Source organism: Metabacillus idriensis (assembly GCF_050483325.1).
GTDB lineage: Bacteria > Bacillota > Bacilli > Bacillales > Bacillaceae > Bacillus_P > Bacillus_P idriensis_A.
Map to the genome: position 1 here is coordinate 1 of NZ_JBCMYF010000010.1, position 392 is coordinate 392.

The 392-nt window shown below is 35.2% G+C and carries 1 protein-coding gene; it reads right to left on the bottom strand.

All coding sequences use genetic code 11. The features are described from left to right. Nucleotides 1-69 precede the first annotated feature (69 nt). Nucleotides 70-273 (bottom strand): DUF6501 family protein, encoded by a 204-nt coding sequence (locus ABEQ24_RS07100; protein WP_430006132.1) that lies wholly within the window; start codon nt 271-273, stop codon nt 70-72. Nucleotides 274-392: the final 119 nt, after the last annotated feature.

Consider the following 392-nt stretch of genomic DNA (forward strand, 5'->3'; position numbering starts at 1 on the left):
GAGAAAAGCGGAATCACCTGGCAACACAAAAAAAGCCATCTGAACGTTTTCAGATGGCTTTTTTATCGTTTATTTCTCTTCAAAATAATCTTTGTAGAATCCGCTCACTTTGCCGTTGTTATCAATGACAAAGTAAAATTCTTCTGTTTCGTTTTTTACTTCATATGTATTTCCCGTTGTTAAAACACGGTTAACCATGTATTTTTCTGCATTTGTATGTTTGCATGTTACCATTTTAATGGTCTCTTTGTTCAGCCAATCTTGATGAATCATTTCAGCATTCTCCTTTGTGCATTTTGACCTTATTATACTATAAAAACTATGTGCGGAACACCTTAACTGTGGGGATTAGCGCACTTCTAAAAGATCGCTACTTGCACTTTGTGCTGTAA

Bases quoted from the DNA above. Each gene is read 5' to 3' on its own strand.
- ABEQ24_RS07100 (WP_430006132.1), bottom strand. From the start codon at position 273: ATGATTCATCAAGATTGGCTGAACAAAGAGACCATTAAAATGGTAACA.